Source organism: Neisseria sp. P0020.S003, from assembly GCF_051957095.1.
GTDB classification, from domain to species: domain Bacteria; phylum Pseudomonadota; class Gammaproteobacteria; order Burkholderiales; family Neisseriaceae; genus Neisseria; species Neisseria subflava.
In genome coordinates, this window is sequence record NZ_JBQCWU010000004.1 from 77,470 (window position 1) to 92,535 (window position 15,066).

A 15,066-nucleotide genomic window follows, 5' to 3' on the forward strand; every position below is an offset into this window, starting at 1 on the left:
CTTAAATAATAAAGGCCGTCTGAAACGGAAAAAAGGACGCGTTCATCACGTCCTTTTTATTTTTAGTTCAATAAAAGGCCGTTTAAAAGATAAGTTTCAGATGGCCTTTGCTTAGGATAAATAATCAGAAAACCGATTAATCAGCGTTGTTTACTTTACGCCAAAACCAGGTTGGAGCAGGGCGCAAGGCTGACGCTCGTGACGGCTGCGGCGTGTTCTGCCGGCAATTTTACCGCAGACAATACCCGGATCGTTTTTCTCTTCTGCTTTTTTCGAGTTTTTGTCTGACTTATTCGAGTATTCGTTGCGTTTGTTTCTATCATCGCGGCGAGAGCGGCTGTCGCTGTGCTGAACCGGTTGCGCTTCGGCTTCATCTTGATTGTCGTTGCCCCACCAATGCGGCTCAAAGCCTTCGATGCGTTCCACATTCAAATCGCTGCCGGTCAGCTCTTTAATGGATTCAAACATTTTCTGTTCGGTTTTATCCATTAAGGAAATGGCAACGCCGTCAGCACCGGCCCGACCGGTACGTCCGATGCGGTGGATGTAGTCTTCAGGTTGGGTTGGCAGCTCGTAGTTGATGACGAAAGGCAACTCGGCAATATCTAGGCCGCGTGCGGCAACGTCAGTGGCAACCAAAACGCGTAATGTACCTTCTTTAAAGGCGTTGAGGGTTTCCAGTCGGCTTTGTTGGGATTTGTCGCCGTGGATGGATTGCGCGGCAATGTTGCGGCGGACGAGGTCGCGGGTAACTTGATCGACGCTTTGTTTGGTTTTGCAGAATACAATGACTTGATTCATATGCAAGTCAACAATCAGACGCTCGAGCAGGTTGCGTTTTTTGAGTGCATCAACGGCAATGATGTGTTGCTCGACATTGGCGTTGGTGGTGTTTTGCGCAGCCACTTCAACCATTTCGGGCGTGTGCATAAAATCTTGCGCAAGCTTGCGGATAGGTGGTGAGAAAGTGGCGGAGAAAAGCAGGGTTTGTCGCTGTTTGGGCAACATCTGCATGATTTTACGGATATCGTCGATGAAACCCATATCAAGCATACGGTCGGCTTCGTCGAGTACAACGATTTCAACTTTGTTTAAATTGATGTTTTTTTGTTTGACGTGGTCGAGCAGTCGGCCAACCGTAGCGACAACGATTTCGCAACCGGCGCGCAAGTCGGCAGTTTGTTTGTCCATATTGACGCCGCCGAAGAGGACGGTATGGCGCAAAGGAAGATTTTTAATGTATGCCTGCACGTTTTGATCGATTTGATCGGCCAGTTCGCGGGTTGGGGTCAATACCAACATACGGACAGGGTGCATGGCAGGGGAGGTACTGGATGTGGCGTAGCGTTTCAGACGTTCGAGGCTGGGCAGCATAAAGGCGGCGGTTTTACCTGTGCCGGTTTGTGCTGCGGCCAAAAGGTCGTGTCCTGCCAAGGCTTTGGGAATTGCTGCTGCTTGGATAGGCGTCGGGTTTTCATAACCCTGATCGGTCAGGGCGGAGACCAATTCGCTGCCTAAACCGAGTGAAGAGAAAGGATTCATGATGGTGGCTTTCTGTTCAGACGGCCTTTGGAATGATGAGGCCGTCTGAAAAATCTGATTCTGAAATGGACAAACCGCAGTATGATTTTGATTCTGCGGTTTGAAAAAAATGGGGGCGGAACAATCCGTCAAGTAGTCCATTATGCCATAAAAAGAGGGACTCCCCAAATGATGGTTGCGGCTAGGAACAGCCATGTTTTGATATTTTTACAGTTCAAAAACAGAAAAATTTACTGGTCTGCAAGGTTTTGAGTTTATTAGGAATTAAGCATTTGTCTTAACGTCAATAGAATTAATTTATCAAAAACTTACAGGTTGAAATGAAACTAAATTGTACTCACGTACTCAATATTGAGGTGCAGAGCTTGTTTTGTAGCCTGTATCTCCCGTTTAACGGTAAACCATAAAATCAAAATTTAGGAATATACAATTATGAAAACTTTATTGATCGCTCTTGCAACCGGTAGCCTGATGTTGGCAGCTTGTTCTTCTTCCAAACCTGAAGAAGCGGCAGCGCCACGTATCACTGTTGAAGAAGCAATGACTCAATGTCAACAAGCATCTGGTGAAAATGCTGATCGCGCTGTATTTGATGCCTGCATGAAAGGCAAAGGCTATCAACGTACGGCTGAATCAGCTGCCTCCGAACCTGCTGCATCTGAGCCTGTAGCTGATTCTGAAACTGCCACTCCTGAAGTTGCAGCTTCTGAGCCTGCCGCCAAAGCTGATCCTGCTAAAAAAGCAGCTGTTAAGAAAGCAAAAAAATAAGTGTCATAAAATTCAAGGAAGCCACTCTCATCAATACTCCGGATGAAGGCAGACTTAGAGCAACTTGAAAACAAAGGCCGTCTGAATATATTTCAGACGGCCTTTGTTTTTTTATATATAAGACCATTATTCAGAGATATGATTTTGCTTTTATAAAGAAAATAAAAAAGACGTGTAATGGGTACACGTCTTTTTAGGAGAATGAGACTTATTGCTTATATTCGCTGCCGTCTTCACGGAAAAGTTTTGGCTGTTCACCTTTTTCCACGACCTCTTTATTGATGACGACTTTTGCTACGCCTTTCAAATCTGGCAGGGTGTACATGGTGTCCAAGAGGCAACGTTCGACGATAGAGCGCAGGCCGCGCGCACCGGTTTTGCGTTCCATCGCCAGTTTGGCGATGCTGCGCAAGGTATCTTCTTCAAACTCAAGACCGACATCTTCCATTGCAAACAAGGTTTGATATTGTTTAACCAAGGCATTTTTCGGTTCGGTCAAAATGTTGACCAAAGCATCTTCGTCCAATTCTGCCAATGTGGCAATCACGGGCAGACGGCCGATAAGCTCGGGAATCAGACCGAATTTAATCAAGTCTTCAGGCTCGACTGTTTCAAACAGGGCTGAAATATCGGCATTTTCATCTTTGCTGTGTACCGCCGCACCAAAGCCGATACCGCCTTTTTCAGTACGTTGTCGGATGACTTTTTCCAAGCCGGCAAATGCACCGCCGCAGATAAAGAGGATGTTGGTGGTATCAACGTTGATGAATTCTTGGTTTGGATGTTTACGGCCGCCTTGAGGGGGAACGCTGGCTACCGTGCCTTCAATCAGTTTCAGCAGGGCTTGTTGCACACCTTCGCCGGATACGTCGCGCGTGATCGACGGATTGTCACTTTTGCGTGAAATTTTATCGATTTCATCGATATAAACGATGCCGCGCTGGGCTTTTTCAACGTCAAAATCACATTTGCCCAAAAGTTTGGTGATGATTTGTTCGACGTCTTCACCAACATAACCGGCTTCGGTCAAAGTTGTGGCATCCGCCATGACAAAAGGTACATCCAGTTTGCGCGCCAAAGATTGCGCCAACAAGGTTTTACCTGAGCCGGTAGGGCCGATAAGCAGGATATTGGATTTGGATAATTCCACTTTGCCCTCCGCTTTCGGGTGGCGCAGGCGTTTGTAGTGGTTGTAAACCGATACTGCCAACGCTTTTTTTGCATGTTCCTGACCGATAACGTGGTCATTGAGGTTGGCAACGATTTCGGCCGGAGTAGGCAGTTTTTTCTCGGTGTTTTCTTCTTTCGCTTTGACAAGCTCGTTTTCAATCTCGCCGGATTCGTTGTCTTGCAGCATCATGCCGCAAGTTTCTACACATTCGTTGCAGATGAAGGCGTGTTCGCCTTCGATCAGATTTTTAACGTCGTTTTCGGACTTTCCGCAGAATGAACAGGTGCGTTTTTCTTCAGACATAATAATTTCTTCGTATGGTTGTATGGAGGCTGTGTTGTAAAGGGGAAACAGATATTTCGGGCGTATTGCCGGATTGAGGGAATGCCTCTGACAAAGGAGCCTAAGTATAATGACTATCTTGTGTTTTTTCAAATCAGAGCAGGCATTGCGCCGTATCGTCTAAGAAACAGATGCGGGCGCTGGATTTGAATATCTCGCAAACAAACGCAAAGTTTTCTCAACTCGCTTTACAATTAGCGAAAAATTTAACAGAATGTTGAATTAAATGTATTTTTTTGAATTGGCAGATATGAAATTCTATAAAACTTTAGGAATGGTATGGACAGGTGTGGCATTGGCCTTTGCTTCTGCGCCTGCCGTTGCCGATGATATGGATGTATTGGGACAATTTTTGGAGCAAAATTTCCCAGTGCAAAATGACCCGATGGAAGCTTTTGCGTTGAGTCATGCTGACCAAGTCGAAGCTCAAGCCGCTTTGGCAGGTCCTCTGCTTTCTTCGCAATCTGCTTTGATTTTCAATAATAAAACCGGTGAAGTGCTGTATCAGAAAAACCCTGATCGTGTCATGCCGATTGCCTCTATTTCCAAATTGATGAGCGCGATGGTGGTGTTGGATGCGCATCTGGATATGAACGAGCCTATCACGATTACCGAGGCTGAAATCGACCGTTTGAAAGGTACAGGCAGCCGTTTGAGCATCGGCACAACACTGACACGCGGCGAACTGTTGCACCTGAGCCTGATGAGCAGTGAAAACCGTGCTACCCATGCGTTGGGCCGTACCTATCCGGGTGGTATGAGCGCGTTTGTTGCGGCAATGAATGCCAAAGCACAAAGCCTGGGCATGACCAGCAGCCGTTTCTATGAGCCTACCGGTTTGAATTTCCAAAACGTTTCAACTGCACGCGATTTGAACCGCATGGTTGCGGCAGCCAGCAAATATCCGCTGATCCGCAAAAATTCTACTTCAAATTATGGCTCGGTTTGGACGGCAAATGGTCGTCAAAACTACAAAAACTCCAATGCCTTGGTGCGTGAAGGTAGCTGGAATATTGAATTGCAGAAAACCGGCTATATCCGCGAGGCAGGACGTTCTATGGTGGTTAAGGCCAATGTACAGAATCAGCCGATTACCATCGTATTGCTCAACTCTCCGTCTTCCACAACACGCGTGAACGATGCGCGTAAGATTGAGTCTTGGATGTTGCAGCGCCGCTCTTAAATATTGCGCTTAAAGGCCGTCTGAAACCGTTCAGACGGCCTTTTGTGTAAAGTGTATTAAATTTGGGTACAATGTCGTTACATTAATTTTAAAACACAGAGAGAAAACATGTTGAAAAAATGGAATAAAAAATATTGGGCCGGCATGGGAGTGATTTTGGCGTTGACCGGCTGTACTTCTGTAGCAGATATGGTTGGCTACGATACCGCGACTTTAAATGAAGATGCGGCTAAAAGTTACACACAAGTCATTCAAAAAGCGCGTGGTCAAAAAGCTTTGGATGTTTCATCTCCAACTGCTCAACGCGTTCAACGTGTGTTTGCACGTCTGCGTCCTCATGCTGAGCGCGCCAACAAAACCGGCGTGCCCTTCAACTGGCAGATGAACGTTATCCGCAGTGATGAAATGAACGCATGGGCAATGCCGGGCGGTAAAATGGCCGTGTACACCGGCATAGTAGAAAAATTGAAGCTGACTGATGATGAAATTGCCGCCGTTGTCGGCCATGAAATGACCCATGCTTTGTTGGAACACAGTAAAAAAGCTTTGGGCGGACAAGTATTGACCGGCTTGGGCGGTTCGATTTTGGCCAGCTCAACCGGTGTGGATGGTGATTTGGTCGGCTTGGGTGCAGATTTGTTGGCAACCAAACCGTTCTCACGTTATCAGGAAAGCGAAGCGGATGCCGGCGGTGTGCGTTTGATGGCTGAAGCAGGCTACAACCCTGAGGCAGCGGTAAGCGTGTGGGAAAAAATGAACAAAGTACAGGGTGGCAGCTCATTGGCTATTTTGTCGACTCACCCAACCAATCAGGCGCGTATCAATGCAATCCGCAAAATGTTGCCTGAAGTAATGCCGATTTATCAGAAAAACAAACGTTAATTTGACGTATTGATGATTTTGCCGGTTTGATCAGATGATTCAAACCGGCAAAGTTTTATGGTTTCAGCCTGACAGTTTGGCAAATTTATCCCAATTTGCCTGAACGTAGGCTGCTGCGGTTTCCAAGTCTTCGTCGGCAACATCATAATAATCGCCGTCAAGCTCTTCAAAATCGGGAAACGCTTTGCGGATTTCATCGAAATCTCTTTGCTCATCTGCCATTTTTTCAATGGCTTCGCCGTGTTTTTCGTACAGGGCTTTGGCTTTGTCTAAGATTTTCGGTATCGGCTTGATGCGCCAGCGGCGCAGGCTGTCGGCAACTGGATTGCCGAAGATGTATTCTCCGTATCCTGAAGCGATAAGCTGTACGAAGCCGCCTTCTTGAACTTGGCTGTCGAGGTAGCAAAGGGCAGTCAATGTATGCTGTTCGTCGTTGAGGCCGGACATTTCCTCGTCGCCTGCCTGTTCGGTGTGGTCCAAATAGGCTGCGCTGAGTGTATAAAGAAATGAAGCGGAATCGGAAGTATTGAAATCTTGAAGGCGGAGTAGGGTGGTCATAATCATCAAAGGCCGTCTGAAAAAAGTCATTATATAATGTTTTCAGTCTGAACCTGGCGGCCGTTTTGCTTTACAATATCGGAAGATAAGAAAACATAGTGAGGAACCAAACCATGAGTACACAGTCTGAAAAAAACGTTGTAGTCATCAAGCCGCAGGATTTGCCGCTACATTGCTCCGGCCCTAATCATGAAACGTGGAACGGCCATCCGCGTGTGTTCTTACCGATTCAGTCCAACAGTGAGATTGAATGCCCGTATTGCGGCACTTATTACCGTCTTGATGGCGAGATTCCGCATCACCATTACTAATCTATGCCTATGTTGAACAAAATCATCTGCGCTTTGTGCGTGAGTTTGTGCGCTGCGTGCGGTTCTTATAAGGCCGTGCGCCCTGACGCGCCGTTACCTGTCATTGCACAAGCGCAGACGTATTCTGTCCGTTATCAATCCGCACAAGGTCGGACGATTACTGCAATTTATATCAACAGCCACAGCCCGATGATGGTTGAGCTGCGTGAAGGCAATACGGTTGAAAAACTGGTGCAAGTCCGCTTGCGGAGTCAGGGCGTCGAGTACGCCAATCCGAGCTCACGTTGGCAAATTGGCGATGGGTTTGCCGTACTGATTCGCGGTGGGCAAGAAGTTGTATTTAAAGAGATTGTGGAATAGGGCGGTTTAGCCTTTAGCCAAATATTTGATTAAAGGTTTGGGCAAACCATAATCCGCCAAATGTTCCAATGATACCCAAAGGCCGTCTGAAAGATGTTCAGACGGCCTTTGTTGCGTCTGAAAAGGGGTAATCATCAATAAACGGTGGGTCAGGCGGTGGGTAAACGTGGTTTGTTCTTCAAGGCCGTCTAAAACAATGCCGAAGTGTTCGGCGTAAGTATACAAATCGTCTAATTTTTCAAAACAGGGTACGCAATACAGACCGCCCCAAATGCCTTTGGCAGGGCGTTTTTCAAGCAATAATGCGCCGTCAGTGTGATGAATAATCAGCCAATAAAGCGGTAGGGTTTGCACTTCAGGAGCAGTTTTTTTGCGGGGCAGCTCGTCAATGCGGTTTTGTTTTTTTGCTTCGCAGATCTCTGCCATAGGGCATTGATGACACAAAGGTTTTGTCCGTTTACAGACGGTTGCGCCCAAATCCATCAGCCCTTGTGTATAGGCAGGCATATCGGCGTTTTCAGACGGCATCAGGCTTTCTGCAAGCGTCCAAAGCGCGTTTTCAAATTTTTTGTCTTGCGGATTTCCGTCTTGGGCAAAGACACGGCAGAGAACGCGTTTGACGTTGCCGTCCAAGATGGTTTCGCGTCGGTTGAAAGCAAAGGCAGAAATAGCGGCGGCGGTACTTCTGCCTACGCCGCAGAGCGTCTCCAAGTCTTTGCGCTCGGATGGAAAGATACCGCCGAATTGTCCGACGACTTGTTGCGCAGCTTTGTGCAGGTTACGTGCGCGGCTGTAATAGCCCAAGCCTGCCCACAAGGATAAAACCTCGTCTTGCGGCGCAGTGGCCAGTGATTGCACGGTTGGGAATTTGGCTAAGAAACGCGGATAGTAGTCCAATACGGTAGCAACCTGCGTTTGTTGGAGCATGATTTCTGAAAGCCAGACGGAATAAGGGTCTTTGACCTGCCAAGGCAAGTCGTGACGGCCGTGTTGGCGCTGCCAATTGATGAGTCGTCGTGCGAAGGATGAGGGTGTGTTCATTAATATTTACTTTTTAATTATTTATTTTTAAAACAGTATATTACACTATAATATACAAAATAATAATCAGGATTGACTTATCTTATGGAGGGGTATATAAATATAGTTAACGTGGATTTACGTTGTATTGTTAAAATTTATTAACCGTCCAGGGAGATTCACTTGAAAGCAATGGTTTATCATGGCGCAAACGACATCCGTTTCGAAGAAAAACCTCGTCCTCAAATCATCGACCCGACCGATGCAGTCGTCAAAATTGTTAAGACCACGATTTGCGGTACTGACTTGGGTATTTGGAAGGGTAAAAACCCTGAAGTTGCCGACGGTCGTATTCTCGGTCATGAGGGCATCGGTATTGTAGAAGAAGTCGGCGATGCTGTAAAAAACATCAAAGTCGGTGATAAAGTCATTATTTCATGTGTCAGCAAATGCTGTACTTGCGACAATTGTAAAATCCAACTTTATTCACACTGCCGCAACGGCGGTTGGATCTTGGGCTATATGATTGACGGTACTCAGGCCGAATACGTCCGTACGCCTTATGCCGACAACAGCTTGGTTCCACTGCCTGACAACGTCAATGAAGAAGTTGCCCTGCTGTTGAGCGATGCCTTGCCGACCGCCCATGAAATCGGCGTGCAATATGGTGATGTGAAACCTGGTGATACCGTATTCATCGCCGGTGCCGGCCCTGTCGGTATGTCTGCGTTGCTGACCGCACAACTGTATAGCCCTGTCGCCATCATCGTTTGCGATATGGACGAAAACCGCTTGAAACTGGCGAAAGAATTGGGCGCAACCCATACCATCAATCCAGCTTCCGGCGATGTGAGCAAGCAAGTTGCCGATATCGTCGGCGAAGACGGCGTAGATTGCGCCATCGAAGCGGTCGGTATCCCTGCAACTTGGAATATGTGCCAAGACATCGTGAAACCCGGCGGCCATATTGCTGTGGTTGGTGTACATGGTCAATCCGTTGATTTCAAACTGGAAAAACTGTGGATTAAAAACCTTGCCATCACTACCGGCCTGGTTAACGCCAATACCACCGAAATGCTGATGAAAGCCATTTCCAGCAGCTCAGTGGATTACACCAAAATGATGACCCACCATTTCAAATTCAGCGAATTGGAAAAAGCTTACGATGTATTCAAGCATGCTGCTGAAAACCAAGCCATGAAAGTGGTTTTGGAAGCGGATTGATTTGAAAATCGTTTAATATGCCGTTAATTAAAGGCCGTCTGAACATTCAGACGGCTTTTTTGTATGGTTTTATTTCTTCTTCAACCAAACGCCGCTTTCGATATGGTGGGTAAATGGGAATTGGTCGAATAGGGCGGCGCGTTCGATGGTATGGGTTTGACAGAGCGTGTCGAGGTTGGCACGCAGGGTCTCAGGGTTACAGGAAATATAGAGGACGTTGTTGAATCGGGCAACCAATTTGAGCGTCTCATCATCAACACCGACGCGTGGAGGATCGACAAAAATAGTTGAAAAATCATAGTCTTTCAAGTTGATGCCTTGTTCTTGCAGGCGACGGAATTCGCGGTTTTGCGTGTAGGCCTCGGTAAATTCTTCAGCAGACAGGCGGGCGACTTTGAGATTGGTAATTTGGTTGGCTTCAATATTCCATTGGGCGGCGTTGACGGAAGTTTTGGAGACTTCGGTTGCCAATACTTGAGTGAAATGTTGCGAAAGTGGCAGGGTGAAATTGCCGTTGCCGCAGTACAGCTCAAGTAGGTCTTTGCCTAAGTTTTGCGCAGCATCACACGCCCACGTCAGCATTTTTTGGCACACTTGGGCATTGGGTTGGGTAAAGCTGCCTTCAATTTGACGATAGCAGAAGGTCTTTCCGTTGACTTCTAATGCTTCGGTCACAAAATCTTGGCTCAATACGATTTTTTGTCCGCGGCTGCGGCCAATGATGTGGATACCCAAATTGTGCGCCAACTCTTGCGCGGCTTGTTGCCATGCTTCGTTCAGTTTCTTGTGGTAAATCATGGTAACCAGCATTTCGCCGCTTAACGTGGACAAAAATTCGACGGCGTACCAGCGGTTTTTCAGTTCGGGATGATTGGATGTGGCTTCAATCAATTTCGGCATCAAGGCATTGATGGATTCGGATGCGGCAGGAAATTGGTCGCAACGGATCAGGCTTGCCCCGCTTGCCTTTTGCCCGCGCTCAAACATGGCGTAAAACATTTCACCGCCCTCATGCCAGATACGGAACTCGGCACGCATTCTGTAATGCTGTTCCGGAGATTCAAAGACTTCGATTTCAGGGAAATCCAGTCCTTGGAAAAGTTGCTGAAGATATTGCTTTTTGTCGGCTAGTTGTTGCTGGTAGGCAGTCATTGGGGCAGTCTTTCGGAAAATAATGGCGAATTATAATATAGTTGGCGCAAAGATACGAAAGGCCGTCTGAAACATCGGTTTCAGACGGCCTTTGATTTTAAAGCATCAGCTTGTCAATCAGCCTTGCATTTGTTTGGCTTGAACGGCAGTCAGGGCGATGGTGAAGACGATGTCTTCAATCAATGCGCCGCGGGACAAGTCGTTAACCGGTTTGCGCAAACCTTGCAACAACGGGCCTACGCTCAGGACGTTGGCGCTGCGTTGTACGGCTTTGTAAGTACAGTTGCCGGTATTGAGGTCTGGGAAAACCAAAACGGTTGCTTGACCGGCAACAGCGCTGCCCGGAGCTTTGGATTGGCCGATAGATGGAACGGTAGCCGCATCGTATTGCAACGGACCTTCGATGGCCAAATCAGGGCGTTTTTCGTTCGCCAGTTTGGTTGCTTCGATCACCGCATCGACATCAGGGCCGCTGCCTGAGTTGATGGTAGAGTAGGAAATCATGGCTACTTTTGGATCGATACCGAAGGCTTTGGCGCTGTCGGCAGATTGGATGGCGATGTCGGCCAGTTGTTCCGGAGTTGGGTTTGGGTTAACCGCGCAGTCGGCAAATGCTAATACTTGGTTAGGCAGCAACATGAAGAATACGCTGGATACAAGGCTTGCGCCCGGAGCGGTTTTAATCAGTTGCAGGGCAGGGCGGATGGTGTTGGCGGTGGTGTGGACTGCACCGGAAACCAAACCGTCTACGTCGTTTTGAGCCATCATCATGGTACCCAGTACGACGGTATCTTGCAGCTGTTTGCGTGCATCTTCAGGAGTCAGGCCTTTGGATTTGCGCAATTCGCACATTGGCTCAACGTATTGCTCAACCAAAGAAGCAGGATCGATGATTTCCAAAGAATCAGGCAGGGAGATGCCGCGTTCTTTTGCTACGGCTTCAACTTCTTCACGGGTCGCCAACAGTACGCAACGGGCGATGCCTTTTTCGTGACAGATGGCGGCGGCGGCGACGGTGCGTGGTTCTGCACCTTCAGGCAGAACGATGCGCATATCGGCTTTGCGGGCAAAATCGATCAGGTTGTAACGGAATTGGGCTGGAGACAGGCGTTTGGCTTCGCGTTTGGCCAAAGCGGATACGTCTTGCAGTTTGTCGCTGGAGCCGAAGAAAGTCAGGCCGGTTTGTTCGGCAACTTGTGCGCCCAAAGCAGTGGCTGCGCCGTCAATGATAAAGCCTTCCAATAAGCCTGGAGAGTTGGTATAGAGCTGTTTGGCAAGATTCAATTGTTGAGTGACGGCAGCGGCATCAGTGTTGTCGGATTTCAGCGCCAATACAACGCCTGCATCCAAAGACAGCGCCAATTCAACGTTTTTGCCTGCCAAGAACAATTTGTCCGCATCAGGAGTGATGCCTTCGATAACGAGATTGTCTGCATTCAATGCTGCAACTTTACCGACAAGTGCGTCAAACCAATCGTCGCTTTTGCCTTGAGCCAGCAGGGTTTCGGCAGCAGGGTCAACGGCTTGGAAAACTTGCGCATTTAATGCTGCTGCAAATGCTTTTGCCGCTGCATCGGCGCTCAGACCGGCAGATACCGGTGCGATCAGGATTTTTGCCATTTTGTGTCCTCTCATTCGGTGATTGTAGAAGGGTGTTGCTGTGGCGCAGCTGGTGCTGCATTTATCACTTCGGGATAACATATACATGGCCATATTAACATATGTCATCAGGCCGTCTGAAAAGTATAAACGCAATGGACCAAATTCATCAATCCCCCATTGCTGCCAAAAGCTCGGCTTGATGCTCGGCAATCAGGGCATTGGTGATTTCTTCTAAATCGCCGTCCATCACAAAATCCAGTTTGTGCAGGGTAAGGTTGATGCGGTGGTCGGTAACGCGGCCTTGTGGGTAGTTGTAGGTGCGGATGCGTTCGCTGCGGTCGCCGCTGCCGATCAGGGATTTGCGTTCGGCGGCTTCTTTGGCTTGTGCTTCGCGTTTTTGCGCGTCGTTCAGGCGGGCAGCGAGGACTTTCATCGCTTGCGCTTTGTTGGCGTGTTGGCTGCGGCCGTCTTGGCATTCGACCACCATGCCTGTCGGCAAGTGGGTAATACGGACGGCGGAGTCGGTTTTGTTGATGTGCTGACCGCCCGCGCCGGATGCACGGAAGGTGTCGATGCGCAGGTCGGCGGGGTTCAATTCGATGTCTTCGAGTTCGTCCGCTTCGGGCATGACGGCAACGGTACAGGCGGAGGTGTGGATACGGCCTTGGCTTTCGGTAGCAGGGACGCGTTGCACGCGGTGGCCGCCGGATTCAAATTTCAGACGGCTGTATGCGCCCAAGCCGATAATGCGGGCGATGACTTCTTTATAGCCGCCCAATTCGCTTTCATTGGCGGAAACGATTTCGACCTGCCAGCGGTTGCGCTCGGCGTAGCGGCTGTACATACGCAGCAAATCGCCTGCAAACAGCGCGGCTTCGTCGCCGCCCGTTCCGGCGCGTACCTCGATAAAGATATTTCTGTCGTCGTCGGCATCTTTTGGCAGCAGCAGTTTTTGCAATTCGGTATCGAGTTCGTCGATTTTGGCTTTTGCCGCTTCGATTTCTTCGGCGGCAAAGTCTTTCATTTCAGGGTCGGACAGCATTTCTTCGGCATCTGCCAAGTCGCTTTGCGCCAGCTGGTAGTTTTGGAAGACTTCGACAACGGGGGTCAGTTCGGCGTGTTCACGTGTGAGTTTGCGGTAGTTGTCCATGTCGGACGTGGCTTCAGGCTGACCGAGCAGGTGGGTGACTTCTTCCAGTCGGTCGCTGAGTTGTTGTAGTTTTTCTAAAATAGACGGCTTCATAAATTTTCCAAAATACGGATGCCGTCGAGTGGTCTGCAACGGCGAAATAAGGAGTCATTATAATGGGTTTGAATGAAAATTCAAAAAGATATGATTGATTGGAAAGGCCGTCTGAAACCTGTTTTTGAGTTTCAGACGGCCTTTTTTAGTATGGGCTTATTTAGGCGCAGCCAAGATGCCTGTTTGGTTCAGCAGGAACAAAACGGTAAATCCGGTCAGGTAAATCAAGCCGAGGATGGCAAGGAAGTTCATGCCCATGGTCAGTTTGTGGCGTTTGTCGCCTTTGACGAGGCGGTAGTTCAGCCAAGCGAACACAGGGGCTGAAACGAAGGCGGTGATCATGGCGAATTTGAGCAGCTCTGCCATCGCGCTGTTGAACCAGAAAATCACGGCCAAGCCCGAGCCTGCAACCCAGACGTTCCAAGCAAACAGTTCGACGTTGCCGGTTTTGTCTTTACCGCGCAGCAGGCGTACCGGCTCGGCAATCGCGCGCGCGTAGCCGTCCACTACGGTAATCGTCGTGCCGTACATGCAGGCGAAGGCGATAAATGCCACCATAGGACGCGACCAGTCGCCGATGGTCACGGCATACATATTAATCAGCTGGCCGACATATTTGCCACCCGCCATTTGCACTGCCTCACCGTTGCCGTACTGCACATACGCGCCCAAGGCGAGGAAGACGACCGCCAACACTGCGCTGGTGATGTAGCCGACGTTGAAGTCGAAAATACCGTCGCGGTAGCTGGAAGGATTGATGCGTTGTTTTTCCGTTACCCACAACGAGTTGATCGCTGAAATTTCAATTGGTGCAGGCATCCAACCCATCAGCGCGATGAGGAAGCCCAAGCCTGCCAGTGTCCATGGGGTGGGCTCGATAAAGTCGGGTTTCATCTGCATGCCGCGCGACATGGCGATGGCGGCGGCGGCGACTGTGGCGATTGTCAGGCTGACGATGATGATTTTGGAAACGTTGTCCAAGGCTTTGTAGCGTCCGCTTGCCAAGATAATCAGGCAGGAAGCCATAATCAGCGCGGAGATTGCGCCGACATTCAGCGTCAGCGAAGGAATCGCCATTTTGACGATGGCGGCGGTCACGATGGCGACCGCACCCGCGTTAATCGTTGCAGAGATAACGCACAAAATCAGGAATACCCACAAATAAACGCGGCTTTTCTCCGCATAGCCTTCAATCAGGCTTTTGCCTGTATCCAGCGTGTAATGCGCGCTGAAACGGAAAAACGGATATTTGAAGAGGTTGGTCAAAATAATAATCAACGCAAGCTGCCAGCCGTAAAGCGCACCTGCCTGCGTGGAGGCAATCAGGTGCGATCCGCCGACCGCTGCCGAAGCCATCATGATGCCCGGGCCGAGGGCATTAATTTTGCTCTGCCAAGTAGAGGAGTGTGTATGTTGTTCTGCCATAAGTATTTTCCGCCTGTTTCAGACGGCCTTATTATCAAAAAAAAGCATATTTTAACGTAAATAAAAAGTTTGCCCAATAATATGCGTAATACTTTTTATCAATCAAAGGAGAAATACGGTTTGAAAAAGCTGAAATGGTGCAATGAACGATATTTTGTGCCAAAAACATTTTTTCAGACGGCCTTGTATCGCTTTTTATTCATGAATATGGGGTAGGAAAGGCAGAGTGTGTCGGTTTGGAAACGAAATGGCAGGGCAAGGCTTTTTGATGCCTTGAGGTCGG

The 15,066-nt window shown here is 48.7% G+C and carries 14 protein-coding genes; 6 read left to right on the forward strand and 8 right to left on the reverse strand.

What is annotated here, in order from left to right:
* Positions 1-150: 150 nt before the first annotated feature.
* Positions 151-1,545, reverse strand: coding sequence for a DEAD/DEAH box helicase (locus ACTHTQ_RS04140; protein ID WP_440363236.1), 1,395 nt, complete (start codon positions 1,543-1,545; stop codon positions 151-153).
* Positions 1,546-1,974: 429 nt separating this feature from the next.
* On the opposite strand from ACTHTQ_RS04140, the gene ACTHTQ_RS04145 reads away from it, so the two are divergent.
* Positions 1,975-2,310 carry a hypothetical protein gene (locus ACTHTQ_RS04145; RefSeq protein WP_440363177.1) on the forward strand — a complete coding sequence of 112 codons (336 nt, stop codon included), beginning with the start codon at positions 1,975-1,977 and terminating at the stop codon, positions 2,308-2,310.
* Between the two features lie 208 nt (positions 2,311-2,518).
* Here ACTHTQ_RS04145 and clpX read toward each other — a convergent pair whose 3' ends face one another.
* Positions 2,519-3,784 carry an ATP-dependent Clp protease ATP-binding subunit ClpX gene (gene clpX / locus ACTHTQ_RS04150; RefSeq protein ID WP_440363178.1) on the reverse strand — a complete coding sequence of 422 codons (1,266 nt, stop codon included), beginning with the start codon at positions 3,782-3,784 and terminating at the stop codon, positions 2,519-2,521.
* A gap of 313 nt (positions 3,785-4,097) precedes the next feature.
* Here clpX and ACTHTQ_RS04155 point away from each other — a divergent pair, with 313 nt between their 5' ends.
* On the forward strand, positions 4,098-5,006 hold the full coding sequence (locus tag ACTHTQ_RS04155) for a serine hydrolase (protein ID WP_371440889.1): 909 nt from the start codon (positions 4,098-4,100) through the stop codon (positions 5,004-5,006).
* Between the two features lie 108 nt (positions 5,007-5,114).
* Positions 5,115-5,888, forward strand: coding sequence for a M48 family metallopeptidase (locus tag ACTHTQ_RS04160; RefSeq protein WP_070749039.1), 774 nt, complete (start codon positions 5,115-5,117; stop codon positions 5,886-5,888).
* Between the two features lie 63 nt (positions 5,889-5,951).
* Here the strand turns inward: ACTHTQ_RS04160 and ACTHTQ_RS04165 are convergent, their stop codons facing one another.
* On the reverse strand, positions 5,952-6,446 hold the full coding sequence (locus ACTHTQ_RS04165; protein ID WP_440363179.1) for a DMP19 family protein: 495 nt from the start codon (positions 6,444-6,446) through the stop codon (positions 5,952-5,954).
* Positions 6,447-6,559: 113 nt separating this feature from the next.
* On the opposite strand from ACTHTQ_RS04165, the gene ACTHTQ_RS04170 reads away from it, so the two are divergent.
* Both ACTHTQ_RS04170 and ACTHTQ_RS04175 read left to right on the forward strand, forming a co-directional pair.
* Positions 6,560-6,757, forward strand: coding sequence for a zinc-finger domain-containing protein (locus ACTHTQ_RS04170; RefSeq protein WP_003745781.1), 198 nt, complete (start codon positions 6,560-6,562; stop codon positions 6,755-6,757).
* A gap of 3 nt (positions 6,758-6,760) precedes the next feature.
* Complete coding sequence (locus ACTHTQ_RS04175) at positions 6,761-7,117, forward strand: hypothetical protein (protein WP_440363180.1); 357 nt, start codon at positions 6,761-6,763, stop codon at positions 7,115-7,117.
* A gap of 6 nt (positions 7,118-7,123) precedes the next feature.
* Here ACTHTQ_RS04175 and mutY read toward each other — a convergent pair whose 3' ends face one another.
* Positions 7,124-8,158, reverse strand: a complete 1,035-nt coding sequence (gene mutY, locus ACTHTQ_RS04180) for an A/G-specific adenine glycosylase (protein WP_440363181.1) — start codon at positions 8,156-8,158, stop codon at positions 7,124-7,126.
* 162 nt (positions 8,159-8,320) lie between these two features.
* Between mutY and ACTHTQ_RS04185 the strand changes: the two genes are divergently transcribed.
* Entirely contained in the window at positions 8,321-9,361 is a 1,041-nt protein-coding gene (locus ACTHTQ_RS04185; protein ID WP_440363182.1) for a zinc-dependent alcohol dehydrogenase family protein, read from the forward strand.
* A 69-nt stretch (positions 9,362-9,430) separates the two neighbouring features.
* Here ACTHTQ_RS04185 and trmA read toward each other — a convergent pair whose 3' ends face one another.
* From trmA to ACTHTQ_RS04205, 4 genes are all read right to left on the reverse strand, one after another.
* A complete protein-coding gene (gene trmA / locus ACTHTQ_RS04190) occupies positions 9,431-10,513 on the reverse strand; it encodes a tRNA (uridine(54)-C5)-methyltransferase TrmA (RefSeq protein WP_440363183.1) in 1,083 nt (360 codons plus the stop codon).
* A gap of 117 nt (positions 10,514-10,630) precedes the next feature.
* Positions 10,631-12,133, reverse strand: a complete 1,503-nt coding sequence (gene pta, locus ACTHTQ_RS04195) for a phosphate acetyltransferase (protein WP_440363184.1) — start codon at positions 12,131-12,133, stop codon at positions 10,631-10,633.
* A 148-nt stretch (positions 12,134-12,281) separates the two neighbouring features.
* Positions 12,282-13,358 (reverse strand): peptide chain release factor 1, encoded by a 1,077-nt coding sequence (gene prfA, locus ACTHTQ_RS04200; RefSeq protein ID WP_440363185.1) that lies wholly within the window; start codon positions 13,356-13,358, stop codon positions 12,282-12,284.
* Positions 13,359-13,514: 156 nt separating this feature from the next.
* Entirely contained in the window at positions 13,515-14,783 is a 1,269-nt protein-coding gene (locus ACTHTQ_RS04205) for an Nramp family divalent metal transporter (RefSeq protein ID WP_440363186.1), read from the reverse strand.
* Positions 14,784-15,066: the final 283 nt, after the last annotated feature.